The following is a 25502-nucleotide window of genomic DNA, read 5'->3' as shown; positions in this document are numbered from 1 at the left end:
GTGCGTTAAATAATGCCATGAAGGAATTTCGACTATGATGGGTGATTTTTTATTTTCAGATGAGCCAGAAGAAGCAATCAATGAGATTGAACTCGGTACCTGGAAAGTATTAATCGTTGATGATGAACCTGAAGTTCATGCTGTTACAAAACTAGCGTTGAGTGATTTTGAGTTTCAAAATAAACGCTTAGAATTTATTAGTGCTTACTCAGGTGCTGAAGCAAAAGAGCTTGTGAAAGAGCATCCAGATGCAGCCATTGTACTACTTGATGTAGTAATGGAGACCGATGATGCCGGTTTGCAAGTTGCTAAGTTTATTCGTGAAGAAGCTAAAAATAATCATATTCGAATTATTTTAAGAACGGGTCAACCTGGTCAAGCACCTGAACGACAAGTAATTATTAATTATGATATTAACGATTACAAATCTAAAACAGAGCTAACGGCTCAAAAATTATTTACTGTTATTATGTCGAGCCTACGCTCGTATCGGGATATTATTTCGATTGAGCAGTCACGCGAGGGGCTTGAGAAAATAATTATAGCGTCCCGTGATATTTTTTCTGCGCATTCAATAGAACACTTTATTGAAGGCGTTATGCAGCAGTTAACTTCTTTACTCGGCATTGCTGATCAAGCTATGTATGCAACTACTTTAGTTGCGCAAAATCCTGAAGCACAAAATAATAAAAAATTAATTGTTTGCTCGGGTACGGGTGACTTTGAAAAAAGTGAAGGTAAAGAGCTCGATGAGGTATTACAAGCTGAACAGTTAAGTGCATGTCATCAGGCGCTTAATGAAAAAAGCATTATTTATAAAGATAACTACTTATTTGCGTATTGTAGCAGTGAGTACAATCATAATTCGATGCTATTTATATCAGGTATTCCAAAGGATTTAACGGATACTCAACGCCATTTAATTAAGATTTTTTCTCAAAATGTGCAACTTGCGTTTGAAAATGTACAACTTCAGTCTGAAATAGAAGCGACTCAGCAAGAGCTTGTTTACAGGTTAAGTGAAGCGGTAGAGCAACGCTCAACAGAAACGGGTAATCATGTTAAGCGTGTAGCACATATTTGTCATATATTGGCACAAGGGTATGGCTTATCTAAGCATGATGCTGATTTAGTAAGGTTGGCGTCGCCTCTTCATGATGTAGGCAAAGTGGGCATTCCTGATGCGGTATTAAATAAACCAGCAAAGTTAGACGCCCAAGAATGGGAAGTGATGAAAACCCATACTGATAAAGGCTATACTATTTTAAAAGACTCGCCGCATGAGATTGTTAGTGCAGGCGCAATTATTGCAAAAGAGCATCATGAAAAATGGGATGGCTCTGGTTACCCACAAGGTTTAAGCGGAAACGCAATTAATGTATTTGGTCGTATAGTTGCACTTGCTGATGTATACGATGCACTTCGCCATAAACGATGCTATAAAGAACCTTGGACACTGCAAAACGTAGTTGATGAAATTAACGCTCAAAAAGGCACACACTTTGAACCAAAATTGGTTGAAGTATTTAACGAGAAGCTTGATGAGTTAGAAGCGGTTCTTAACCGTTTTCCTGATTAAATTTTTATAAAACAGAAGTACAGGGGCATATGGATTATTTAGCAGTAAAGCATTCACACATGGCAATTGCGATGTTGAGTGTGATTTTATTTTATGTTCGCGCATTTTCGCGAATGGGCAGTGGTAAATTAGCAAAAAATAAAGCGGTAATGATTGGTAGTCATAGTATAGATACTTTGCTATTAGTGTCTGCACTTACGCTTATATTTATGGCTAAAATTAACCCGTTTGAACAATATTGGCTATTAGAAAAAATAGTTTTAGTGGTTATATATATTGGTATTGGGGCTAAAAGCGCCAGACAAACTAAAATGACGGCTAAAGTTGCTTACGTTTTAGTTAACACTGCTGTTATTTTAGCGATAGGTTATTTAGCGACGTCTAAATCAGCTTTTTTGCTTTAAGTAATACCTGACTATTTGAGCTTTATAGTTGTTTTATAAAGCTCAAATACGACTCCCTCTCAGAAAATATTCAAAAACATCTCTATATTGGTATATAGCTTTAAAGTTAGGTAAACTACGCCTTCGTTTTCTAAAATGTTGCAGTATTAATGACTACCCTCGGGTTTGACGAACACGATGAATCTTATCTTGATGATGCTTACGATGAATTTACACCTCCAGCGATTTACCGCTGTATTAAAGCAGAATCAAAATGGGACCCTCAGATAGATTTAACACCATGTTATGAAACTTTAACTGACTTTGAACAGCAAATTTCAGCGCTGTGTTTAAAAGTGAGTGATGAGCACGATCGCTTCGAAAAATTATTAGATATGTTTTACAGCGATTGGCTATTTAGTGCCTCAGGCTTAAAAGTGCCAGAATACAAATTAAATACATTAAGCTATACGCTTTCTATGCGTAGTGGCTCACCAACAACGCTTGCAATTATACTTTGTCACTTTTTACAACAAGCTAACTTTGATGCAAATCTTAGTCTTACGCTGGGTGATGTTGGTGTTCATGTGGCGATAAGTGATGAAGAGGGCTACATAATTGAGCCAAGCAGCGGGCAACAAAGCTGGTATATCATCCCTGAAAACGCAGATGAAGATGATGGGCAAGAACAAGAACCTTTAGAGTTAATTTTTGATGACGAAGTATATAAGCTATTTTTAGCTCAGCAAAAATGGTCTTTCATTAGCGAAAACAAATTTGGTCATGCTTTGACCTGTGTAGAGATGCTAATGGAGCTAATAGGCGACGACCCGTATGAGAGACGCGACAGAGGTTACTTATTAAATCAGCTCGGTTGCCCTAAAATGGCACGTGATGATTTACAGTTTTTTGTCGATGAGTGTCCGGACGATCCTGCAATAGAGATAATTCAACACCAAATAGAAGAACTAGAAGATAATAATAAAACGCACCATTAAGAATAGGAATAATTATGGTTGAAACTCAAAGCGCATTAATTACAAATGATGCCGTTGTGCTTGGTTTGCTTGCTATTATTTTGGGGTTTATTTTTAAAACCTCAAACAGTGAGCGTCCAGCTTTAAAACGATTTTATAAATACGTACCTGCTTTACTACTGTGTTACTTTTTACCTTCGTTATTAAATACCTTTGGTATTGTAGATGGTAATAAATCCAATGTTTATTATGTGGCTTCGCGCTACTTACTGCCTGCTTGTTTAATACTGCTTACCATTAGTATTGATTTAAAAGCTATTATTAACTTAGGCCCTAAAGCGCTCATTATGTTTTTAGTGGGTACATTGGGCATTGTTATTGGTGGGCCATTAGCTATTTTAGTCGTGAGTGCATTTGATCCAAGTATTGTTGGTGGTCATGGGCCCGATGCAGTATGGCGCGGTATGACAACCGTTGCGGGTAGCTGGATTGGTGGTGGTGCTAACCAAGCATCAATGAAAGAGATGTTTGAAGTTGGTGGTGATATATTTTCTGTGATGATTACAGTCGATGTAATAGTCGCGAATATTTGGATGGCTGTTTTATTGTTAATGGCAGCAAACCATAAAAAAATTGATGCTGCTACGGGGGCTGATACAAGCGCAATTGAAGACTTAAAAAAACGTGTTGAAGCCTATCACGCCGAACACGCACGTATTCCTACTCTTAACGATTACATGACGCTGCTTGCAATTGCATTTGGTATAACCGGTTTAGCGCATTTTTGTGCTGACTTTTTAGGTCCGTACTTTGGCACTACTTATGAATGGGCAAAAGAGTACAGCTTAAACAGTAAATTCTTTTGGCTAATTGTTATATCAACAACGATTGGCATAGGCTTATCGTTTACTAAAGTGAGACAAATAGAAGCGTTTGGCGCTTCAAAGGTAGCCTCTAGCTTTTTATATATTTTAGTCGCATCAATTGGTTTGCATATGAATGTAACCGCTATTTTTAATAACCCAGGGTTATTTTTAGTTGGTGCCATTTGGATGTTAGTGCATGCAAGCATAATGTTAGTAGTAGCTAAACTAATTAAAGCACCGTTATTTTATATGGCTGTGGGCTCGCAGGCGAATGTGGGCGGTGCAGCGTCTGCACCTGTTGTAGCATCAGCATTTCACCCTTCGCTTGCGCCTGTTGGTGTCCTGTTAGCTGTACTGGGCTATGGTGTGGGTACTTATATGGCTTATATTTGTGGATTAATGATGCAAGCAGTTGCACCGTAAGGAATTTAAATGAAAGACCAAATTATTAAAATTAATGAAATTGAACTAGCAAACAACAAACCGTTTGTATTGTTTGGTGGTATTAACGTATTAGAATCTCGCGATTTAGCTATGCGTGTTGCAGAGCATTACGTAGAAGTTACGACGAAACTCAATATTCCTTATGTATTTAAAGCGTCATTTGATAAGGCTAACCGTTCTTCAATCAATTCGTACCGTGGTCCTGGTATGGAAGAAGGTTTAAAAATATTTGAAGAGATTAAAAAGACCTTCAACATACCGCTTATTACCGATGTACACGAACCGCATCAAGCAGCACCTGTTGCTGAAGTTGTTGATGTAATTCAGTTACCAGCCTTTTTAGCACGTCAAACAGATTTAGTTGTGGCGATGGCTAAAACAGGTGCAATTATTAACGTGAAAAAACCACAGTTTTTAGCGCCACATGAAATGCGCCACATCATTACTAAATTTAATGAAGCGGGTAATAATAACATCGCACTTTGTGAGCGTGGTTCTAGCTTTGGTTACAACAACCTAGTGGTTGATATGCTGGGTATGGATGATATGAAAGCAATGGCGCCTGTTATTTTTGATGCAACACATGCGCTACAACGCCCTGGTGGACGAGCTGACTCTGCTGATGGTCGTCGTGCACAAGCTGCAGAGCTTGCACGCAGCGGTATGGCGCTAGGTATTGCAGGTTTATTTATTGAGGCGCATCCAAACCCTAACGAAGCTAAATGTGATGGCCCATGTGCGCTAGCGCTTAGTAAGTTAGAAGGGTACTTAACGCAAATGAAAGCGGTTGATGATTTAATTAAAAGCTTTGCCCCACTTGATACAAGTGCAAGCGATTTATAATTAAGCATGATGTTTATTAAAAAGCGACTCAGGTCGCTTTTTTTATGCCTTTAATATACACAAACTTATATGATGTATATAATCTCACGCATAAGAAAAACTAATTCTAAGCTTGGTTATTATGTCAAGACGGGTACCTCCATTAAACGCATTAAAAGCCTTTGAAGCGGCTGCGCGTCATTTAAGTTTTACTAAGGCTGCAGAAGAGCTCTATGTAACGCAGGCGGCAGTAAGTCATCAAATAAAAACACTTGAAGAGCATTTAGGTTTAAAGTTGTTTTTACGTAAAAACCGCTCATTATTATTAACTGAAGAAGGCCAAGGCTATTTTTTAGATATAAAAGAGATTTTTACTCAGCTTATTGATGCAACTGAAAAGCTATTAGCCCGTGGTGCTAAGGGCTCATTAACAGTTAGTCTAACACCAAGTTTTGCTATTCAGTGGTTAGTGCCTCGTTTGAGTTTGTTTAATGAGTTACACCCAGAGATAGACGTGCGAATAAAAGCACAAGATCAAGATGAAAACTCACTGACTGATGACGTAGATATTGCTATTTACTACGGAAGAGGTCATTGGAATGGCGTACAAGCGTACAAACTTCATACCGAGTATTTAGTACCACTTTGTAGTCCTATGTTATTAAGCGGATTAAAGCCGCTTGATCAACCTAGTGATTTAGCGCATCACACCTTATTGCATGACACCACACGTAAAAACTGGAAAACGTGGATGAAAACTGCAGGCGTGCGTAACATTCAGGTAAATCAAGGACCTATATTTAGTCACTCATCAATGGTGTTACAAGCTGCAGTACATGGGCAAGGTGTGGCAATTGGTAATAGTGTATTAGCTAAACCCGACATAGATGCAGGGCGTTTGGTTATTCCGTTTAATCACAGTCTAGAAAGTAAAAATGCATATTACTTAGTGCTTCGCGAATCGCAAACAGAGCTTGGTAAAATAGTTTCGTTTAAAGAGTGGATGCTGAGCTTAGTAGAGCATGAGCAAGAACATGAGTATTAATAATGATTGAATGGTTTAAAAGCACCGCACAACCTGCAATTGCACAGTTTATATTTGCGCATGGTGCAGGTGCCGGTAGCGATTCTGACTTTATGCAACATATGGCAAAATTAATAAGCGAGCAAGGTGTTGATGTTGGTTTATTTGATTTTGAATATATGCAAATTGCTAAACAAACTAATAAACGTAGGCCTCCTGAGCGAGCGCCAAAGCTACTTATTTATTATGAGCAAGTGCTTGGTCAGGCGCAGCCAGATTTACCGTTATTTATAGGCGGTAAATCGATGGGCGGACGCATGGCATCAATGCTTGCGTGCAGCACAGAGCAAAGACTTTCGGGTGTTATTGCATTTGGTTATCCATTTCATCCGCCGGGTAAGCCAGAAAAGTTACGCACCGATCATTTTGCTGATATTGTTTGCCCTTTTTTAGTATTACAGGGCGAGCGAGATACATTTGGTACACGTGAAGAACTGCTTACTATGGAAATGCCAAAACAGCCTTTACTCACATGGCTGACTGATGGCGATCATTCATTAAAACCACGTAAAAAAAGTGGCGTAACTGAACTGCAAAATAGAGAAACAGCAGCGTTAAGTGCCGTTGAATTTATTAAGCAACAAGTAGAGATGTGTTAAGACTCGATTAGGGGATTAGATGATTAAATTATTTTTAATGGCCGGCAGTATTTTTTGTATGCTCTCGGTTATGTTAGGTGCATTTGCTGCCCATGGTTTAAAAAGCCGTTTATCGGAGTATTCATTAGGGGTTTTTAAAACTGCTGCTGAGTATCAAATGGTGCATGGCCTTGCACTTATTGCGGTGGCTATTTTAATTAAATGGGGCATAAACCTGAGTTGGGCTGGTGGCTTTTTTATAACGGGCACACTACTTTTTAGTGGCAGTTTATATTTACTCGCTCTAACAGATATGAAGTGGCTAGGGCCGATAACACCGCTTGGTGGATTGTGCTTTATTATTGGTTGGATTGTTATTTTAGTGCAAGTCGCACGATTTAAGTTTTAAAGAGTTTAAGGGTTAATATGTCTAGTGTTGTGATTTATTGTCGTAGTGGTTTTGAAAGCGATGCCGCTGCTGAAATAACGTTTCATGCTGCAGAGCAGGGTTTTGCAGGGTATGTAAAAGCAAAGCCAAATACAGGTTATGTTGTTTACGAATGTTTTGAAGCGCATCACAGCGACGAAATAATCAAAAAAGTCGATTTTAAAAATATGGTGTTTGCACGCCAATGGTTTGCCGGTACATTACTTGAAAACATGCCAGTAGAGGACCGTGTAAGTGCAGTAGTTGAAGCTGCTAAAGATTTTACATTGTGCTCAGAGCTGCGCGTAGAAACGCCAGATACAAATGAAGGCAAAGAGCTTTTAACGTTCTGTAAAAAAATATCAACGCCGCTTAAAAAAGCCCTCGAAAAACAAAATACAGTACTGCGTGAGCCAAAAGCAAACCGCCCAGTAATGCATGTCATGTTTTTAACAAACAATACGGCTTATGTTGGTTACTCGTATAGCTTTAATAATTCTCCATTTTTCATGGGTATTTTACGCCTTCGTATGCCAAGCGATGCACCGAGTCGTTCAACGTTAAAACTCGACGAAGCGTTTAATGTATTTATTCCTGAGCAACAACGTGAATCACGCGTGGCAGCAGGTATGCGCAGTGTTGATTTAGGTGCATGCCCGGGTGGTTGGACTTATCAGCTTGTACGCCGAGGTATGTTTGTAAGTGCGATTGATAACGGCCCAATGAATGACGATTTAATGCAAACGGGTCAAGTTAAACATTTTAGAGCCGATGGTTTTAAATATCGCCCAGAAAAAAGAAATATTACTTGGTTAGTGTGCGATATGGTGGAAAAACCAACCAAAGTGACTACGCTAATGATTGACTGGGCAGTAAATGCATACGCAAAAGAGTTTATATTTAACTTAAAACTACCTATGAAAAAACGCTTTGATAGTGTTTATGAATGTCTTTCGATGATAAGAAAAGAGCTTGAGAAACATAGCATTAATTACGAGTTACAAGCTAAACATCTCTATCATGATCGTGAGGAAATAACCGTTCATTTAAACGTTACTAAGGTGCCACAAAATTTGTATAGTTAATATGTAGAGGCTAAAAGTGGTAAAAAACAATATTAATAAATGGCTAAGTTTACTTTTTTTATCACTTTTAATCACAGGTTGTGGCGGCGGCGGAGAAGGTAGTGATTCAACTACGCCCTCTGGTAACGCTGCGCCCAGTGTTACGCTCTCTGTTAGTAGTAACGTTATTGTCTCTAACCAATCGTTTACTATTACTGCGCTTGCAAGTGATAGTGACGGGCAAATAGCCAATTATCAATGGCAACAACTTAGTGGTCCTGAATTTACATTTATTGTTAATGGCAATACGCTTACAGCTACTGCACCGAGTGTAACCACTGACACGACCTTTAGTTTTTCAGTTACTGTTACTGATAATTCAGGTGCTACTGTACAACAAGTATTTTCAGGCACTATCACTTCTCAAAATAATGCACCTACAGTTAATATTACAGGCCCAAGTAGTGCACTTGCTAACACACAAGTAAGCTTAGTTGCTAACGCTCAAGATACAGATGGAACCATAAGCACTATTAGTTGGATTCAGTCTGCGGGAGATAATGTTGATTTTAGCCAATCAGATGGTGTACTTAGTTTTACTGCCCCCAATGTATCTGAAAATACAACGCTAGGCTTTAGCGTAACCGTAACTGACAATGCTGGTAAAAGCGCTCAAGCGAGTAAAACGGTTTTAATTAATCAAGTAAATAGCGCGCCAACAGTCATTGTTACAGGCCCAGAAAAAGCTGAAAAAGATGACAGTGTAACCCTAGTTGCAGATGCACAAGACAGCGATGGTAGTATTAATAGCATAACCTGGCAGCAAACAAGTGGCCCTGTAGTTGAACTTACCCAAACAGAAACAAGTATTAGCTTTAATGCGCCCACTGTTGCGCAAAATACCAATGTAACGTTTGTAGTAACTGTTACCGATGACGATAACGCTACAAATAACGCCCAGAAAATAGTTGTAATATTAGCCCCAAATAACCCACCGACTGCCGATGATGTAAATATAAATGTGCAATATAACCAAGCCACAGAATTTAGCTTAGTGGTTAGCGACGCGGATAACGATAGCGTACAGATTGACTTTGGTGATGATTTAAATGGTGCGCAAATCAGTGTTATTGACGCTCAAGCCTTACGTTTTAGTTACACACCTCCTGCAAACAGTATCACTCCACAAAGCTATACGTTAAAGGCGACTGATACAAAAGACACAACTGAATTTGTATTGAATGTTACCGTTGTTGATTCAACGCCCGCTACAATTAGTAATGTAACGCCCCAAAATAGTAATGAACCAGTATTTGTAGATAGCCCTGTTAGCATTACATTTTCAGATATTATGCTCGTGAGTACTTTAGCCGTTAACTCTAGCAGTGGTACTTGTACTGGAAGCGTACAAGTGTCAGCAGATAATTTTACTACTTGCTTGGCCTTAACTATTGAAAGTTTGTCGGGTACTACCAGCGACACAAGTACTTATTTTCATACTGTAAATTTAAGCGCAAGCTTTGATGAAGACACTCAATATATTGTTCGTGTTACAGCTGATTTAGCTAATTTTGATAGCACAACTATTTTGGCGCAAACTGCCACCTCGTTTACAACTTCTAGCCAAGATATAAAAATAACAGAGCTTTCATCTGTGCAATTTAGTAATGACTTACCTTGGATTGAACTTTATAACGGCACCGGTGCGACAGTAAATTTACAAGACTACTCTCTTAAAGCTCGCAGTATTAATATGTCTGATAGTACGTTGAGTGATGAGCAAGTATTTACGCTGCCTAATAAAGAGCTTTTAAATGGCGCCTATATTATTTTACAAAGCCGCTTTGGCGATGACTTTTTAGCAAGTGCGTCATTAAATAACACTAAGCTTGTGCTTGTTGGTAGCGCGAATGATCAAATTAGGCCTTATTGGTACATAAATGGTTTTGCAGAATTACTTAATAGTGCGGGTACACAAACTATCGACTTTGTTAAGTTTGGAAATTCAACCCAAGAGCCTGTAACAGCCTCGCAGTGGCAAGGCGAAAATGCTGCACAAATACCGCCAGAGCAGGGCGCCAGCTTAAAGCGTACGCTCGGCGCAACCGATACTAACCAAAATACAGACTGGAACTACTCAGTATTCAATACTCCGGCAGGGCCTAATGATATAACTTGCTCAATAGATGATGATGAAGACGGTATTCCAGATTGCGCAGAGGTAGAGGGGGCAACATTTGGTGGGCTGCCTTTATATGAATGGGGAGCGCGTACTTCACAAAAAGATATATTTATTGAAATAGATTATATGGATAGTAGTGATGTTGGAATAACGCCTCATCGAACTGCACTTGAAAAAATTGTTAGTGTATTTGCAAGTAAAGGCTATACCGTTCATTTTGATGTAGGTGACTTATTTGATCAAAATAGCGATATTGCGCCGCAAAACTTTGATTTAGGTGGCGGAAATGTTGTCCCTTTTAATAGTTATACTCCGTTTGAGTACGATTTAAGTAGCCCTAATTTGTTTGCTTATAAAATGGAATATACCGATATAACCCGCAGACCCATCTTTCATTACTTATTAATGGCAAGTAGTGGAAATGAAGATGGCAGTATTAGTGGGTCGGGTATTGCTGAGATCAGCGGTAATGATTTAATGGTAACTATGGGCGGCTGGGGCTTAACGCTCGATACGCAAATAGCAACCAATGTAACTTATAATTATCAAGCATCAACTATCTTTCATGAGCTAGGCCATAACTTAGGCTTATACCATGGTGGCGATGAAGAGGTTAACTTTAAGCCTAATCATTTAAGCTCTATGAATTATTTATATCAATTAGCGGGTTTATCAACAATAGGTAATAACGAAGGCGATCGTTATTATGAGCGTTTTTATCCCGGCAATGCTAGCTGCGATATTACACCAAATACTAATAGTCATTTAGGCTCTACAGATGATTTTATTATTGATTATTCAAGTGGTAGTTCAGCAGATTTAAATGAGAGCACAATACTTGAAGCACAGGGGCTAAATCGAAATGGCTCACTACCTGTTGATTTTAACTGTAATGCAATTAACACCGAAAGCTTAACCAGCTTTGATACTAACCAAGATAATACAATATCAATACTTAGTGATGTAAATGAGTGGAGCATGCTTAATTTGCAGTTTTATATGCAAAGTGCAGGTAATCGATTTGGCGTGCCAAATACTAATAATAGTAAGGTGTATAATTTACAAAGCTCACCTACTAATATTGAAACGCTGCCCAGTTATATAAAAGAAGCGCAGCCAAGTAGTGCAATTATTGCTGAGTTAAAAGCAATTAAAGAGCAATAGTATGAAACTAGGGTTAAGTATTAAGTTTATTGTTTGTAGTAGTTTTTTAAGCTTACTAATAGCGTGTAGCGATACTAACAATGCACGTGAATGGTTACTAAAAAATGACAATTTATATTACAAAAATATAGCTATTGACTGGCGAGTTGAATCAGTAAAGGGCTGTAAGACATGCGTTATAGACCAAGATGTTGTTTATCAGCCTGAAGGCATTAGTAGTTATAATACGTTAATGCAGAGTCAAAATTGGGTGGCGGTACATGAGTTAAGTAAAATCAATGTTATCCGTTTAAAGATGCCAGACCAAACACCTTACTTATTCGTAGAGCGTATAAAAGGGCGAACACTAAAGCTGTTTGATCAGCAGCAAAACTACAGTATAAAAATTGGTGAAGTTACAGCCGTTAATTTTAACAATCAGCGCTTTAGTATTTTGATTAAAAAATTTGAAGAAGTAGATAAACAAAGTGTCGCATTACCAAGGCGTGCATCGCTTGAGTTTATTGCTTTAAAAATAGATTAAAAAAGCACCTTAGGTGCTTTTTTATCTCGGGTGCCGTGACCTTTGAATATTGAAAAATCAGCAACCTCTTAATTAACTACGGTATTTTGGTCGATAATTATCGACCCACAAACGTGTTGCACCACATACAGCTACAGGCATAACTATTAAGTTTACAAAGGGTATAGCCGTTAATAACATAACAGCAAAACCAAACCCGTATGATAAACCTTGCTTAGATTTTAAATCGTCTTTCATCTGCTTAAAGCCAATTTTATGGTTATCAAACGCATAGTCTTCATACTGCACCGCGTACATCCAACAGGTAAACAAAACCCATAGTATTTGGCCAATGACAGGTAAAACCCAAAGTAGTATGAAAAAACCAATAGCGCGAGGAAGGTAATAGCACAACTTCGTCCACTCACGGGCAAGCATTCTAGGTACATCTTTAACTAATTCGGAAAAACCATCATCGTTAATTTTTTGACCCGTTAAATAAAGCTCAACTTTTTCGCTTAATAAAGCATTGAATGGGGCTGCAATAAAATTAGTGATTATAGTAAATAGCATACTGTAGCTAAATAATACGACTAATACAGCAATTGGCCACATTAGCCATTCAAGCCAGCTTAACCATTCTGGTAGCATGTTACTGATGTAGCTAAAGCTATCACTTAGCCATCCAAATAAGAAAAACAACGAACTACCAAATAGCAGAACATTAATTAAAAGCGGTATAAGTACAAAGCGCTTTAACCCTTTTTGGCTAATTAATTTAAATCCCGAAAAAAAATATTCCATACCTTGTGTGATCTGCACTGTAACCTCAAAAAATATTTACCATTAGTTATAGTATAAATAGCTTAATAATTTTAAACAGTATTTTTAGGTAACAAAGTGTTTAAGTTAAATAATAACAACGGCCAGTTTACTATTTTCTCCTCCCAGCTTAATAAGCGACAATTAGTTTTCAAGCTGTATATATTGGCACTATAGCGTAACTAAGCGCTAACTTAGCTTGATTTTTTGGCAGTGCAAAGCGTACTATAGCTGATCTAGCCACTCTAGGCTTAGGCATCGTTTTGATGCATTGTGGAGAAATTAGTAAAGTTGCCGCGTCAGTGCGTTGCAAAAATAAAGGGTATAAATAGTGATGTACAAAAATCAGGAAGTAATTTTACGATTGCGCGCTAATATTCCAGCGTTTGAATGCGTAAAAGGATGCCACGACTGCTGCGGGCCAGTAACAACGTCTTCAGAGGAAATGTCGCACTTACCGGTAAAAACAGATGCGGAGCATGAAGCGGCGTTAAACGAGTTCAATTGTGTGCATCTTGGCCCCAATGGCTGCACTGTATATGACGAGCGCCCATTAATTTGTCGCTTATTTGGTACTACGCCAAGAATGCCTTGCCCTAATGATCGTCGACCAGATGAGCCTGTTGACCCTAAAATTGAGCGCGAAGTACATCACTTTATAGCAAACACGCGTCAAGTATTAGTATAAGTATTGGTATTTATTAAAGTAATTAAGCGCTTATTCAGCGCTTTTTTTATGTGTGTTATACGCGTTGCTAATAATTTAAAAACTATCAATAAATTTACCCAAAATATTATCTTAGTTATTTTTACAAAAATACTATCAATACATATTAAATATATTGCGAGATTAATTATGTATCTTGTTCTATCGCTGTACTTTCCATCTCTTTATTTATATTGCTATTTCTGTTTTCCTAACCCCTTCAAAATTGTTGTTTTATATTTGTTTGTTATTAAAAATAGCTGTAAGCAAGGCTTTACTATTGTGTAAATTCACTATTAATAATTAGAGTACCGTTGGATTAGGTGGCTGAAAAGGGTAAAATATTTACAAGTTGGCAGTTAAGATATTTGTTATGGCATTTTCTAAACTCGGAATAAAGTAAGATCGAAAGATAATTTAACCTTTTGATTCGCGTCGCTTCATTTCGTATTTAGGGTGGGTGTTGTGGTATGTCGCTATGTCGGTAACTAAAAATCCATCAAGAGACGATAAATGAGCACTACTGGAGTAACAAAACAACATGAGGATGAGCATTCATCTACAATAAAGTATTTGGCAGGGGTAGATATACCGGTATTTTTAATCAGTGGTGGCATTCTTGTGCTATTTGCTGTGCTAGCACTTTATGATATTGATTTGATGTCGAGTTGGATCAATACCGCCTTTGCTTTTTCTACTAAGACGTTTGGTGCCTTTTGGCAAATATTATTGCTTTCGACCTTTATAATTGGGTTGTTTTTAGCCTTTGGACGTACCGGAAAAGTGGTATTAGGTGGTTTAAAAAAGCCAGAGATTAACACCTTTAAGTGGATCAGCATTATTATGTGTACACTCCTTGCTGGTGGTGGGGTGTTTTGGGCTGCTGCTGAGCCCATGGCGCATTTTATTTCGCCGCCGCCAATTTTTGGTGGTGAGTCAGGGATTAAAGAGGCTGCATTTAATGCTTTAGCGCAAAGCTTTATGCATTGGGGGTTTTTAGCCTGGGCTATTTTAGGCAGCCTTACAGGCATAGTTTATATGCATTTACATTATGAAAAAGGTTTACCGCTTAAGCCACGTACTTTGTTGTATCCGGTATTTGGTGAGCGCGTAATGAAAGGCGCATTTGGTGCTATTGTCGATTCGTGTTGTGTTATAGCTGTAGTAGCAGGCACGGTAGGCCCTATTGGTTTTTTAGGGTTGCAAGTAAGTTTTGGTTTAGAAAAGCTATTTGGTATTCCAGATACTTACACCACTCAAGTGGCTATTTTATTTGGTTTAATTGCAATTTATACTCTATCTGCTGTAAGTGGCGTCACTAAAGGAATTCAATTACTCAGTCGCTTTAATGTAATTTTAGCCGTAGCGTTAATGCTGTTTATTTTGCTGATGGGGCCTACAGCTTTTATTTTTGATAGCTATATTCATTCGTTTGGGCTTTATATTAATAACTTTATTCCTATGGCCACGTTTCGTGCCGATACCGCCTGGTTAGACTGGTGGACGGTATTCTTTTGGGGCTGGTTTCTAGGTTATGGACCTTTAATGGCTATGTTTGTTGCACGAATTTCACGCGGCCGTACTATTCGTGAAATGATCACGCTTATCTCAATAATTGCTCCTGTTATTACTTGTTTTTGGTTTACGATAGTGGGTGGTTCAGGTATATTTTTTGAGTTAGCAAACCCGGGTGTTATTTCAGAACCCTTTGCGGGCTTAAATTTACCCGCTGCACTGTTGGCCATTACTGAGCAGCTGCCTATGGGCTTTGTTATATCGGTGTTGTTTTTAATTTTAACCACAATATTTGTAGCAACCACGGGTGACTCCATGACCTACTCTGTATCTATGGTAATGACGGGTAACGATCATCCGCAAACACCCGTTAGAGTGTTTTGGGGCATTATGATGGGGGTCATGGCAGCAATATTAATTTCGATAGGTTCAGGTGGTATTTCTGCACTGCAGTCGTTTATTGTAGTAACCGCAGTACCTGTATCATTTGTGTTGTTACCATCACTTTGGACTGCCCCACAAATTGCGAAAAAAATGGCTACTGAGCAAGGTTTATAAGCAATAGGTATTAAAGCTAAATAAAGGATTGATTGCCCAACGTGAGGTAATCAATCTTATTTATAGGTTAGCGCCCCCTGCATCGAGTCTAGAGTGGTCGGGGTTTTCTACCAAGACCCCCACACCGAGATAATTTATTTTTAGCCAAATATCTTCGTCAATTCCGATCTCATGATTAACTGAGTGATTTTTGTTTTTTTCAATTTTTTCAGCGCTAATCATATAACTGTTATCACTTTGAAGTGAGGTAGTTATACCAACCTGCATAAATATTTGATCAATTTAACGAATTAAATTGCACTATAACGTTGTTAAAAATTTTTTATTTAGAATAACTAGATACAAAAATTTTTGCCTAGTTCTAACGTAATTTTCTTAACGTTAAATAGACGCCGTATATAAGCAGATTGGTATTAAATCGACCCTTGAACAACAAATAATGGTTAACGCTTGCTTGTCATCAGTGGTTATTAAGTTGGTTACACCGCTGCTATAGCTAGGGTAACGTCTACCTAAAACGCCCGCATAAAGTAATGCTAATACGACTAATCTGTATGTTCTTTTTATTATTTAGTGCATTTAATAGCGATAAGCCTAGTCCTAGAAGCAAAATAGGGGCGGGTATAAAAGCAGGATCAATCAATACTAAAATTGGTGTAGCAATAACCCCGAAGCCAAAACCAAGTAAACTTTGCAGTGCAGCAGCACCAGCAATAAGGGTTAAAGCAAGGATTAAAATTAAAGGCTCGGTGAGCATAATCACATAGCAAAGAGGCATAACGATTAAGTTTATAAATGGTATAGCGGTTAATAACATAACAGCAAAACCAAATCCGTACGATAAACCTTACTTAGCTTTTAAATCGTCTTTCATCTGCTTAAAGTCAATTTTGTGGTTATCAAATGCATAGTCTTTGTATTGCACCGCACGCATCCAACACGTAAATAAACCCCATAATACTTGGCCAATGACCGGCAAAACCCAAAGTAATATAAAAAAGCCAATAGTGCATAGAGGGGAGTAGCACAGCTTTGTTCACTCACGGGCAAGCATTCCAGGTACATCTTTAACTAATTCAGAAAAGCCGTCATCGCTAATTTTTTGGCCCGTTAAATAAAGCATTGAATGGGGCTGCAATAAAATTAGTGATTATAGTAAATAGCATGCTGTAGCCAAATAATACGACCAAACTGCGATTGGCCACATTAACCACTCAAACCAGCTTAATTACCCGGATAGTATATTATTTGTGTAGCTAAAACAGTCGCTTAACCAGTAAGATAAAAAACAACGAGCTACCAAATAGCAAAATATTAATTAAAAGCGGGGTAAGTACAAAACGCTTTAACCCTTTTTGGCTAATTAATTTAAATCCTGAAAAAAAATATTCCATACCTTGTGTGATCTGCACTGTAACCTCAAAAAATATTCACCATTAGTGACAGTATAAATAGCTGAGTAATTTTGAACAGTAACTTTAAGTAACAAAGTGTTAGCTTTAATGTTGCGGTTTTGGTTATATAGTAACTACAGGTGTTTAGTAATATGCAATTATGATTAATCAATGTAGACCCGGTTAGTTTTTTATTAATAAAAGAATGAACTTACTAATCATGACTATACTGAACTTTACTACGTAGAAAAAAAGCATCTGTTTGAGGCTTTTTGTTGTATCAATATGTATAAATAATGCGAGCAAGTGAAAATGGGTACGGATAGGTTAAAAAAGTTATTATCTCACCAGCAAGGCATTTTATCTAAAATTGCATTAGGGGTACCTTTAAATGAGGTGCTTACTGAAATTTGTTTATCAATAGAGCAGATTATTAATGATGAATCTGCTAGGTGTTCCATTTTATCAGTTAAAGGCGATCAGCTTTTTCATTGCGCAGCCCCTAATATTCACCCAGAGTACTGTAGTTTGCTTAATGGAGTTCACATAGGACCAAAAGTAGGTTCATGTGGTACTGCAGCATTTTCGAGATCGCGCACAATTGTAGAAAATATTGAAACCTCACCGCTTTGGGAGGACTTTAAAGATTTAGCGCTAAAGTTTGATCTTAAGTCATGTTGGTCAACACCTATTTTTTCAACTCAAGCTGATTTGTTAGGCACCTTTGCTATTTATCACAGCACCCCTAAAGCCCCATCAGAGCAAGATTTAGAACTAATAGATTTTTTTGTACACTTTTCAAGTATTGCTCTTGAGAAAAGTAACGAATTTGAGAAGGCAAAACAGCTTGTCTTTAATTTACAGCACAGTAATGAAAAATTTAAAGCCTTCACCAAAGTAATGCCTGATCTCATCCTCATTTTAAGTGAGGATGGCACATATACCGATGTTTATGGTACCTCTAATGAGTTACTGCTTGATTCGACCACGGATCTTATTGGCGAAAATGTTAAAGACCTACTTCCTCAAAAAGATGCGAAGATGATAATGGATGTCATCGAAACAACACTCTCGACTAACGAGATGCAAATATTTGAATATGAATTAAATGTTCCCAAAGGGGGCATAGTTTTTGAGGGACGAGCTGCCGCTCTAGATCATTACAATCCCAGTAGTCCTACAAAAAGACATGTAGTGTGGATGGCCAGAGATATTTCAATAAAGAAAAAGGCTGAGCAAGAAGTTCATAAGCTCGCCTTTTACGATCCATTAACTAATCTTCCAAATAGAAGGATGCTTAGCGACAAATTAAGCCGATGTGTAGAGAGTGTTAAGCGTAACAAAAATATAGGGGCATTATTATTTTTAGACCTAGATAACTTTAAGCGTATTAATGATTCACTTGGGCACAGTGCGGGTGATGAAGTACTTGTGGAATTATCAAAAAGGTTAAGCGCAATAATAAAAGGCTCAGATACACTGGCCAGAGCGGGTGGTGATGAATTTATTATTTTGCTTAAACACATAGGGCAAAATACAAAGCAGGCAATTCTAGAATGTAAAGCCGTTGCTAAAGAAATTCAAAGAGCTTTTCATGATAAGTTTGAAGTGGGCAACCTTGCATTTCAAGTAAGCTGTAGCATCGGTATTTGCCTAATTGATAGCGTAAACGCACAGGCTGATAATATATTAAAATTTGCAGATACTGCTATGTATTGTTCTAAAAATAAAGGGGGTAATAGCAGCAGCTTTTACGACCCAGCCTTGCAAACACTACTTGAAAAGCAAACAGAGCTAGAAACCGACATAGTGAGAGCAATTGCGTCTAATGAGTTTTGTGCTTACTTTCAGCCACAAGTTAATACGCAGGGTGATGTTGTTGGTGCTGAAGCACTTATTAGGTGGAACCATCCTCAAAGAGGGCTGATAACAGCAAACGAATTCATACCTATTGCAGAGCAATACGGACTTATTCAAAAACTACAAAATATTGTTTTGCATGATATATGTATTTTAATTAACGAGCTTAAAGCAAGCGCTATCATTGACGACTCGTTTAGTGTTTCAATTAATATTAGTCAAAGTCAGTTCAATTCATCAAATTTAAAAGGTGAGCTGTTCAACACTATCAATGAATTTGATATTCGAGCATCACAAATTAAGTTAGAAATAACCGAGTCAATGCTCTCTAGTGATATAGATTATACAATTAGGCAAATGAAAGAGCTCATTGCGGCTGGCTTTTTATTTTCGATTGACGATTTTGGAACTGGATACTCTTGCTTAGCTTACTTAAGTGCGTTTCCTGTTAAAGAATTAAAAATAGATAAAAGCTTTATTGATAAAATTTTAGATAATGAGATTGGTTTTAATATCGCGCAAACAATTATCAGTTTAGGAAAAAGCTTAAGCTTAGTGGTTGTTGCAGAAGGCGTAGAAACAACAGAGCAGTATGACTTACTTAAAAAAATGAATATTGACACTATGCAAGGCTACTTAGTTGCAAAGCCGATGGATAAAGAACGTTATTTAAAATGGCATAGTGCTAATAGCAATCCGCAATAATACTTAATCAATTAGAGGGATTAAATCTGGTGGTAACTGTGTTAAAAAATTCTGCCTTGTTATCGACACGATTTTCTTATCTCAAAATAGATCATTTAATTGAGCAAATTGGTACGAAATGCTCTTAGAGCTTAATTACCTAAAGGCCAATATTTACTAATTGGTAATAACCTAACAAAAACTCCCCATATGCAAAGTCATTTTACTTTTTCTAGCTGCTAAAATTCCCCAAACTATATGCTAAATAAGGACTAAAGATTTTTTGGTTAAACAATGCTAAGCTATGCCCGCTTGAATATATTATTTAAAGCTTAATAAACTTATAACAATGAATGGAAGCTTTATGCAGTTAGTCGATTTGAACCCTAATGATCCCGATGTAGTAAATGTATTTGACGATATAGACCGACTTATAAATTCTTTATACCCTGTTGCTACAGCGCAGTCTCTGGAGTTAAACGAATTAACCTTACCTAATGTGTATGCTATTGGTTTAAAAACTGATGAAGGTATTATTGCCTGTGGTGCGATTGTAGAGAAATTTGATACTCAGCCTTATGGCGAAATAAGACGTTTATATGTAAAACCAAGTCATCGTGGTAAAGGGCTATCAAGACGCATTATGCAGATTTTATTACATCAAGCTGGCGAAAAGCAAATCCCGTTAATACGTTTAGAAACAGGTCCAAAACAAATAAAATCAATCAATTTATATGAAAATTTAGGCTTTAAACGCTGTAGCAGTTTTGGCTCATATGTAGATAATCCACAAAGTGTATTTATGGAGTTAGGGCTTAGCCAATAAGCTTATTAACGCTACGACATGTTAAAGCTTAATATGTCGTAAATATCTGGCCTCATTATTACCTTGTAATAAAAGTCATACTCAAACTATTAACTATAAAAGCAGCTTTTATAGTGATGAAAAAAATACTTCACTGTTTTTAACACCTGTCTTCGTATAAAATCTGCCTCGATAATTAGTGACTAACTTACAAAGCGAGAATTTTTATCTTTTCTAAAAGTAGCAATAAACAAATGAGCGAAATAACAGTAGTAACCCACAATGGTAATTTTCATGCAGATGACGTTTTTAGTATTGCGGTACTTAAACATGTTTTGCCAACGTTTAAACTGGTACGTACTCGCGATAAAGCGCTTATAGAAAGTGCCGACTTTGTAATTGATGTAGGTGGCGAATACGATCCTGAAACTAATCGCTTTGATCATCACCAACGCGGTGGTGCAGGCGAGCGAGAAAATGGCATTCCTTTTTCATCATTTGGTTTAGTGTGGAAAAAATACGGCTTAGCGTTGTGTGATGATAACCAAGCCGTGGCTGATAGAGTGGATTCAGGCTTAGTTTCAACCATTGATGCCATTGATTGTGGTCATGTTGAAGGTGTATCAAAGGGAATAAGCTTGAGCCAAACAATCTCAATGTTTAACCCTACGTGGGAAGAAGAGAGTAACTTTGATACCTGTTTTGATGAAGCTGTTGAATTTGCAGCTCGCATGCTCATTCGTTTTATCGCCTCAGCTCACGGTAGTGTAAATGCAAAAGCGATCGTTGCTAAAGCAATTGAAAATGCAGAAGATGCCAGAGTTATAGTGCTTGAAAAATACACACCGTGGAAAAAAACAGTGCATATTTTATCAAGCGATGCGCTATACATGGTTTACCCATCGCATTCTGGGCAATGGATATTACAAACAGTACCCGTTGAGCCTGGCTCGTTTGAAGATAGAAAACCGCTTCCTAAAGCATGGTCAGGTTTATCTGATCAAGCGTTTGTAGATGAAACCGGTATTGACGACGCTGTGTTCTGTCACAATGGCTTATTTATAGCGGGCACTAAGTCGTTTGAAAGCACAATGAAGCTTGCCACTATGGCGCTTAGCGAATAACAACGCAGATTCATAACAAATACTAAGCATAACAATTTATATAGATTGTTATGCTTGTTATCTTAGCGTGGAGCATTATGTTTGAACTAAAAACAATCGCACTTTTTACTATTACAGCCTTAGCAGAAATAGTGGGTTGTTATTTGCCTTACCTTTGGCTTAAGCAAGATAAAAGTATTTTACTTTTAATTCCAGCGGCTTTAAGTTTGGCACTATTTGCATGGTTGCTATCTTTACATCCTACTGCAGCAGGGCGCGTGTATGCAGCTTATGGCGGCGTATATATTTGTGTTGCGCTATTATGGTTATGGGTTGTTGATGGCGTAAAGCTTACTATGTGGGATATTATTGGTGGTTTAGTTGCACTGCTAGGTATGGCTATAATTATGTTCGCACCAAAAAGTGCATAGCTGGCTCATACTCAATAAATAAAAAGCGCCTATTTATAGGGGGAAACACATATAGGCCCTGCCTTGGCTAAAAACCAAATGCACAGCTGCAATTTCTACCTCCAAAGATAAACACACCCTAGTGTTGTTTAAAGTCCTACCTCGATTATTTTCAAACTGCTAATAAAATATAACAACTTCAATACGACAGGTAGTACCTAACGCTACATATGCGCCAAGCAACTATTGAAGCTGGTGGATGTTATGCTGAGCGTTTTAGAAGTGCAAATTATATTTAATTTAAAAATACATGGGTATTACTTGGTCACAACACGTTGGCTAAACTGTAAGTAATTGAGGTGTTGAGAATGCCTTGCTCTAATCCATCAAAAGTAAATTCTATAAAAAAGTAACTCAAGATTAATTTTAGTGAATGAGCTAACTCATTTTTGCTAATAAAATTTATAATGAGTCATTTAAAAACAGCCATTTTTTACAGCTTTTCTTATCTTTAATAATCATCAAAGTCCTATTTTATATACGCTAGAGAGCAATACGTGATTGGTCGTTTTATCAACATTAAAAATCACTCGTTACGAGTAAAAATACTTGTTGGACTTGAATGTCTATTTTTCTTTTAATGCGCGGCACTAGCCGAGTCGGCATTAATTAAATAAAAGAGAAAGATAAATGAAAGAAACAACATCACTAGAACAAGCTCGTACGAGCTACAATGTTCGTCATTGGAGCCAAGGTTTTTTTGGTATTAATGATCAAGGTGATGTGTATGTTGCACCCAAGGCTCATGCACCAGAGCAAACCATTGCATTAACAGATATCGCAAAGCAACTACAAGATAAAGGTTTAAGCTTACCTGCTTTAGTTCGTTTCCCGCAAATTTTACACCATCGTGTACACAGCTTATGCGGCGCATTTAATACAGCGATTGAAAACTATGGTTACCCTAAAGGCTACTTATTAGTTTACCCAATAAAAGTAAACCAACAACGTGAAGTGGTTGAAGAAATAGTAGCAAGCCAAGCACAAGTAGAAAAAAAGCAACTTGGTTTAGAAGCAGGCAGCAAGCCTGAACTACTTACAGTACTAGCACTAGCTGAAAAAACCAGCGCCGTTATTGTATGTAATGGCTACAAAGATAAAGAATACGTACGTTTAGCACTTATTGGCGAAAAGCTAGGTCATAAAGTGTATATCGTACTTGAAAAGCTTTCTGAGCTAGACATGGTGCTTAGCCAAGCAAAAGAGCTTAACGTAAAACCACGCATTGGTATTCGTGTACGTTTAGCGTCGCAAGGTAAAGGTAAATGGCAAGCGAGTGGCGGCGAAAAATCAAAATTTGGTTTATCTGCATCACAAGTTTTACACGTAGCTAATCGTTTAAAAGACGCAAACCAGCTTGATTTACTTCAGCTAGTACATTTTCACTTAGGCTCACAAATGGCGAACATTCGTGACGTACGTTTAGGTGTAAGCGAAGCGGCGCGTTTTTACTGTGAGCTACGTAAATTAGGCGCAGAAATTGATTGCCTTGATGTAGGTGGCGGTTTGGCTGTTGATTACGATGGCACACGTAGCCAGTCGCATAACTCTATGAATTACAGCTTAGCTGAATATGCAAATAACATTGTGTACACCATTGGTGATACATGTAAGCAATATGAGCAACCAATGCCGACTATTATTTCTGAGTCGGGTCGTGCGCTTACAGCGCATCATGCTGTGCTTATTTCTAATGTTATTGGTACTGAAAGTTACACGCCAGAAGAGTTAGTAGCGCCAGCGGCAGATGCACCACTTTTATTAAAAAACATGTGGGCATCGTTTGTACAATTAACTGATTTAACGGATGACCGTGCATTAATTGAAATTTATCACGACAGCCAAGGTGATTTAGCTGAAGCGCATAACCAATTTGCACTCGGTTTATTAGACTTAGCGCAGCGTGCGTGGGCTGAACAAATTAATATTCGTATTTGTTATGAACTTAACAAGCACATGGATAACAAAAACCGTTTTCATCGTCCTATTATTGACGAGTTAAACGTACGTTTAGCCGATAAGTTTTTTGTAAACTTTTCGTTATTTCAATCGCTTCCAGATGCATGGGGCATTGATCAAGTGTTTCCGGTATTGCCATTAAGTGGCTTAACTGAAGCACCAAAAAAACGTGCTGTATTACTTGATATAACCTGTGATTCAGATGGCGCACTTGAGCATTACGTAGATGGACAAGGTATTGAAAGCACATTACCTGTACCAGAATTTAGTGCCGATAAACCTTATTTAATGGGCTTTTTCTTGGTGGGTGCTTATCAAGAAATTTTAGGTGACATGCATAACTTGTTTGGAGATACGCACAGCGCAATTGTTAATATGGATGAGCAAGGCGTTGCAAGTATTACCGAGATAAACCAAGGTGACACTGTTGCCGATATGATGCGTTATGTACATTTAGATGTTGAAAGTTTTCAGCAATCATACGAGCAGTTAGTAAGCACTAAAATTGAAAAACACGAACAGCAAAGCGTTTTAGACGAGTTGCAAAGCGGCCTTGATGGCTACACTTATTTAGAAGAGTTATAAGCAATGTCGACTTTGTTTGGTCACGCAGATCACTCATTGTACTCAAATGGGATGACGTTTTTACGTCGTCCTATGGTGCAAAATATTAATGCAATTGATGCAGACGTAGTCGTTTTAGGCTTACCGTTTGATTTAGCGACATCGGGTCGCCCTGGCGCGCGTTTAGGCCCTGATGCAATTCGTCGTGCATCGGTTCATTTAGCATGGGAAGACACTAAGTACCCGTGGACGTTCCCGTTGTTTGAGCGCTTAAAAGTGGCAGACGCAGGGGATTTTACTTACCCTGTTGGCGACCCTGAATATTTTACTGCGCAACTAGAAATGGCTGCTGAGCAAATACTTCGCCAAGGTAAAACGCTATTAGGTTTAGGGGGCGATCACTTTGTGACGCTTCCGCTATTACGCGCTCATGCAAAAATACATGGCAAAATGGCGTTAGTGCACTTTGATGCGCACACCGATACCTATAGCAATGGCTCGCGTTTTGATCACGGCACTATGTTTTATCATGCACCAATGGAAGGGCTGATTGATGTTGAGCACAGTATACAAATAGGTATTCGTACCGACTTTGATCAAAGTAAACATGAGTTTGCTGTGATTGATGCAATGCAAGCCAACGATTTACATGCAAATGATATTGCAGCGCAAATACTTGAACGAGTAGGTGACCTACCTGTTTACTTAACGTTTGATATTGATTGTTTAGACCCTGCGTTTGCGCCTGGTACAGGCACTCCTGTGTGCGGTGGTTTAACGTCAGATAAAGTACTTAAAGTACTGCGTGCGCTAAAAGGCATAAACATGGTAGGTATGGATGTGGTAGAAGTATCACCTTCGTACGACCAAAGTGAGCTTACCGCTATTGCCGCAGCAACCATTGCGAGCGAATTATTGCATTTGTGGACGCATAAAAATAAGTACTAATTATATAACTTAAGTACTACAAAAAAGGGTATGCGCTTGCAT

21 protein-coding genes and 1 pseudogene are annotated in these 25502 nt (G+C 38.0%); 19 read left to right on the top strand and 3 right to left on the bottom strand.

Annotated features, from left to right (window positions below):
- Positions 1 to 34 precede the first annotated feature (34 nt).
- The 11 genes from I6F42_RS12410 to I6F42_RS12360 all read left to right on the top strand — a co-directional run bounded on the left by I6F42_RS12410 (position 35) and on the right by I6F42_RS12360 (position 12093).
- The gene (locus I6F42_RS12410; RefSeq protein WP_007583964.1) at positions 35 to 1579 is read left to right on the top strand and encodes a response regulator; all 1545 of its coding nucleotides are present in this window, start codon (positions 35 to 37) and stop codon (positions 1577 to 1579) included.
- 29 nt (positions 1580 to 1608) lie between these two features.
- Complete coding sequence (locus I6F42_RS12405; protein ID WP_007583965.1) at positions 1609 to 1983, top strand: SirB2 family protein; 375 nt, start codon at positions 1609 to 1611, stop codon at positions 1981 to 1983.
- Positions 1984 to 2132: 149 nt separating this feature from the next.
- Positions 2133 to 2960: a tetratricopeptide repeat protein gene (locus I6F42_RS12400; RefSeq protein ID WP_007583966.1), complete on the top strand. Its 828-nt coding sequence runs from the start codon at positions 2133 to 2135 to the stop codon at positions 2958 to 2960.
- A 14-nt stretch (positions 2961 to 2974) separates the two neighbouring features.
- The gene (locus I6F42_RS12395) at positions 2975 to 4228 is read left to right on the top strand and encodes a DUF819 domain-containing protein (protein ID WP_007583967.1); all 1254 of its coding nucleotides are present in this window, start codon (positions 2975 to 2977) and stop codon (positions 4226 to 4228) included.
- Between the two features lie 9 nt (positions 4229 to 4237).
- Complete coding sequence (gene kdsA, locus I6F42_RS12390) at positions 4238 to 5092, top strand: 3-deoxy-8-phosphooctulonate synthase (protein WP_007583968.1); 855 nt, start codon at positions 4238 to 4240, stop codon at positions 5090 to 5092.
- Positions 5093 to 5213: 121 nt separating this feature from the next.
- Positions 5214 to 6116: a transcriptional regulator GcvA gene (locus tag I6F42_RS12385; protein WP_002958561.1), complete on the top strand. Its 903-nt coding sequence runs from the start codon at positions 5214 to 5216 to the stop codon at positions 6114 to 6116.
- A 2-nt stretch (positions 6117 to 6118) separates the two neighbouring features.
- A complete protein-coding gene (locus I6F42_RS12380) occupies positions 6119 to 6754 on the top strand; it encodes an alpha/beta family hydrolase (protein ID WP_010554720.1) in 636 nt (211 codons plus the stop codon).
- Between the two features lie 19 nt (positions 6755 to 6773).
- Positions 6774 to 7142, top strand: coding sequence for a DUF423 domain-containing protein (locus I6F42_RS12375; protein ID WP_007583972.1), 369 nt, complete (start codon positions 6774 to 6776; stop codon positions 7140 to 7142).
- Between the two features lie 17 nt (positions 7143 to 7159).
- Positions 7160 to 8245 (top strand): 23S rRNA (cytidine(2498)-2'-O)-methyltransferase RlmM, encoded by a 1086-nt coding sequence (gene rlmM, locus I6F42_RS12370; protein WP_007583974.1) that lies wholly within the window; start codon positions 7160 to 7162, stop codon positions 8243 to 8245.
- A gap of 16 nt (positions 8246 to 8261) precedes the next feature.
- Positions 8262 to 11570 carry a hypothetical protein gene (locus I6F42_RS12365; protein WP_197152335.1) on the top strand — a complete coding sequence of 1103 codons (3309 nt, stop codon included), beginning with the start codon at positions 8262 to 8264 and terminating at the stop codon, positions 11568 to 11570.
- A gap of 1 nt (position 11571) precedes the next feature.
- On the top strand, positions 11572 to 12093 hold the full coding sequence (locus tag I6F42_RS12360) for a hypothetical protein (protein ID WP_010554722.1): 522 nt from the start codon (positions 11572 to 11574) through the stop codon (positions 12091 to 12093).
- A 72-nt stretch (positions 12094 to 12165) separates the two neighbouring features.
- On the opposite strand, the gene cysZ (I6F42_RS12355) is transcribed toward I6F42_RS12360, so the two are convergent.
- Positions 12166 to 12876, bottom strand: coding sequence for a sulfate transporter CysZ (gene cysZ, locus I6F42_RS12355; RefSeq protein ID WP_010554723.1), 711 nt, complete (start codon positions 12874 to 12876; stop codon positions 12166 to 12168).
- Between the two features lie 352 nt (positions 12877 to 13228).
- On the opposite strand from cysZ (I6F42_RS12355), the gene I6F42_RS12350 reads away from it, so the two are divergent.
- Positions 13229 to 13582 carry a YkgJ family cysteine cluster protein gene (locus tag I6F42_RS12350; protein WP_197152332.1) on the top strand — a complete coding sequence of 118 codons (354 nt, stop codon included), beginning with the start codon at positions 13229 to 13231 and terminating at the stop codon, positions 13580 to 13582.
- Between the two features lie 531 nt (positions 13583 to 14113).
- Complete coding sequence (locus tag I6F42_RS12345; RefSeq protein WP_010555386.1) at positions 14114 to 15673, top strand: BCCT family transporter; 1560 nt, start codon at positions 14114 to 14116, stop codon at positions 15671 to 15673.
- Positions 15674 to 15733: 60 nt separating this feature from the next.
- Here I6F42_RS12345 and I6F42_RS12340 read toward each other — a convergent pair whose 3' ends face one another.
- Together I6F42_RS12340 and cysZ (I6F42_RS12335) are read right to left on the bottom strand one after the other, a co-directional pair.
- On the bottom strand, positions 15734 to 15940 hold the full coding sequence (locus tag I6F42_RS12340; protein WP_010555385.1) for a hypothetical protein: 207 nt from the start codon (positions 15938 to 15940) through the stop codon (positions 15734 to 15736).
- Positions 15941 to 16442: 502 nt separating this feature from the next.
- Positions 16443 to 17067, bottom strand: a pseudogene (gene cysZ, locus I6F42_RS12335) (sulfate transporter CysZ); the annotation flags it as partial.
- A 312-nt stretch (positions 17068 to 17379) separates the two neighbouring features.
- Here cysZ (I6F42_RS12335) and I6F42_RS12330 point away from each other — a divergent pair.
- From I6F42_RS12330 to speB, 6 genes are all read left to right on the top strand, one after another.
- Positions 17380 to 19632 carry an EAL domain-containing protein gene (locus I6F42_RS12330; RefSeq protein WP_197152362.1) on the top strand — a complete coding sequence of 751 codons (2253 nt, stop codon included), beginning with the start codon at positions 17380 to 17382 and terminating at the stop codon, positions 19630 to 19632.
- Positions 19633 to 19975: 343 nt separating this feature from the next.
- Entirely contained in the window at positions 19976 to 20437 is a 462-nt protein-coding gene (locus I6F42_RS12325; RefSeq protein WP_007583982.1) for a GNAT family N-acetyltransferase, read from the top strand.
- A 233-nt stretch (positions 20438 to 20670) separates the two neighbouring features.
- Entirely contained in the window at positions 20671 to 21540 is an 870-nt protein-coding gene (locus tag I6F42_RS12320; protein ID WP_007583983.1) for an MYG1 family protein, read from the top strand.
- 77 nt (positions 21541 to 21617) lie between these two features.
- Positions 21618 to 21950: a YnfA family protein gene (locus I6F42_RS12315; protein WP_007378102.1), complete on the top strand. Its 333-nt coding sequence runs from the start codon at positions 21618 to 21620 to the stop codon at positions 21948 to 21950.
- 669 nt (positions 21951 to 22619) lie between these two features.
- Positions 22620 to 24533: a biosynthetic arginine decarboxylase gene (gene speA, locus I6F42_RS12310; RefSeq protein ID WP_197152329.1), complete on the top strand. Its 1914-nt coding sequence runs from the start codon at positions 22620 to 22622 to the stop codon at positions 24531 to 24533.
- 3 nt (positions 24534 to 24536) lie between these two features.
- A complete protein-coding gene (speB, locus tag I6F42_RS12305) occupies positions 24537 to 25460 on the top strand; it encodes an agmatinase (protein ID WP_007583987.1) in 924 nt (307 codons plus the stop codon).
- Positions 25461 to 25502 lie beyond the last annotated feature (42 nt).

The organism is Pseudoalteromonas sp. SWYJZ12, from assembly GCF_015864395.1.
In the GTDB taxonomy this organism is placed as follows: Bacteria; Pseudomonadota; Gammaproteobacteria; order Enterobacterales; family Alteromonadaceae; genus Pseudoalteromonas; species Pseudoalteromonas arctica.
The sequence above is the reverse complement of the archived record's forward strand: the minus strand, read 5'-3'. Positions and strand labels throughout refer to the sequence as shown.

Bases quoted from the DNA above. Each gene is read 5' to 3' on its own strand.
- rlmM (WP_007583974.1), top strand. From the start codon at position 7,160: ATGTCTAGTGTTGTGATTTATTGTCGTAGTGGTTTTGAAAGCGATGCC.
- I6F42_RS12405 (WP_007583965.1), top strand. From the start codon at position 1,609: ATGGATTATTTAGCAGTAAAGCATTCACACATGGCAATTGCGATGTTG.
- I6F42_RS12410 (WP_007583964.1), top strand. From the start codon at position 35: ATGATGGGTGATTTTTTATTTTCAGATGAGCCAGAAGAAGCAATCAAT.
- I6F42_RS12375 (WP_007583972.1), top strand. From the start codon at position 6,774: ATGATTAAATTATTTTTAATGGCCGGCAGTATTTTTTGTATGCTCTCG.
- kdsA (WP_007583968.1), top strand. From the start codon at position 4,238: ATGAAAGACCAAATTATTAAAATTAATGAAATTGAACTAGCAAACAAC.
- I6F42_RS12320 (WP_007583983.1), top strand. From the start codon at position 20,671: ATGAGCGAAATAACAGTAGTAACCCACAATGGTAATTTTCATGCAGAT.
- I6F42_RS12315 (WP_007378102.1), top strand. From the start codon at position 21,618: ATGTTTGAACTAAAAACAATCGCACTTTTTACTATTACAGCCTTAGCA.
- I6F42_RS12400 (WP_007583966.1), top strand. From the start codon at position 2,133: ATGACTACCCTCGGGTTTGACGAACACGATGAATCTTATCTTGATGAT.
- speB (WP_007583987.1), top strand. From the start codon at position 24,537: ATGTCGACTTTGTTTGGTCACGCAGATCACTCATTGTACTCAAATGGG.
- I6F42_RS12330 (WP_197152362.1), top strand. From the start codon at position 17,380: ATGGGTACGGATAGGTTAAAAAAGTTATTATCTCACCAGCAAGGCATT.
- cysZ (WP_010554723.1), bottom strand. From the start codon at position 12,876: ATGGAATATTTTTTTTCGGGATTTAAATTAATTAGCCAAAAAGGGTTA.
- I6F42_RS12385 (WP_002958561.1), top strand. From the start codon at position 5,214: ATGTCAAGACGGGTACCTCCATTAAACGCATTAAAAGCCTTTGAAGCG.
- I6F42_RS12350 (WP_197152332.1), top strand. From the start codon at position 13,229: ATGTACAAAAATCAGGAAGTAATTTTACGATTGCGCGCTAATATTCCA.
- I6F42_RS12395 (WP_007583967.1), top strand. From the start codon at position 2,975: ATGGTTGAAACTCAAAGCGCATTAATTACAAATGATGCCGTTGTGCTT.
- I6F42_RS12340 (WP_010555385.1), bottom strand. From the start codon at position 15,940: ATGCAGGTTGGTATAACTACCTCACTTCAAAGTGATAACAGTTATATG.
- I6F42_RS12325 (WP_007583982.1), top strand. From the start codon at position 19,976: ATGCAGTTAGTCGATTTGAACCCTAATGATCCCGATGTAGTAAATGTA.
- I6F42_RS12380 (WP_010554720.1), top strand. From the start codon at position 6,119: ATGATTGAATGGTTTAAAAGCACCGCACAACCTGCAATTGCACAGTTT.
- speA (WP_197152329.1), top strand. From the start codon at position 22,620: ATGAAAGAAACAACATCACTAGAACAAGCTCGTACGAGCTACAATGTT.
- I6F42_RS12360 (WP_010554722.1), top strand. From the start codon at position 11,572: ATGAAACTAGGGTTAAGTATTAAGTTTATTGTTTGTAGTAGTTTTTTA.
- I6F42_RS12345 (WP_010555386.1), top strand. From the start codon at position 14,114: ATGAGCACTACTGGAGTAACAAAACAACATGAGGATGAGCATTCATCT.